Annotated in this window: 1 protein-coding gene; it reads right to left on the bottom strand. The window is 58.8% G+C overall.

The window, feature by feature from the left end:
- Positions 1 to 156, bottom strand: a 156-nt coding sequence (locus SB719_RS23095; RefSeq protein WP_412160181.1) for a glutathione S-transferase N-terminal domain-containing protein, incomplete at its 3' end; no start/stop codon positions are given.
- Positions 157 to 228: the final 72 nt, after the last annotated feature.

Genomic DNA, 228 nt, shown 5'->3' with positions numbered 1-228 from the left:
ATAAGGATTGACCTCGGCCAGCTTCGGCGGCAGGCGGGCGGGATCGACATCGATAAACTGCACGCTGACGCCCTTCTCGGCCAGAACCAGGCGCACCCGATGAGAATAGTGATCAGCGGGATCGGAATAGCAGGCTAACCTGTTGGTTGCGCCCATGTAGCGGCTCCTCGCACGGATGCTTGTGCAACTTTAAATGAAAACGCGCCCGGGGTGACCTGGCAATACTGC

It is taken from the genome of Pantoea sp. SIMBA_079, from assembly GCF_046940275.1.
GTDB lineage: Bacteria > Pseudomonadota > Gammaproteobacteria > Enterobacterales > Enterobacteriaceae > Pantoea > Pantoea borealis.
This window is presented reverse-complemented; position numbering and strand designations above follow the sequence as displayed.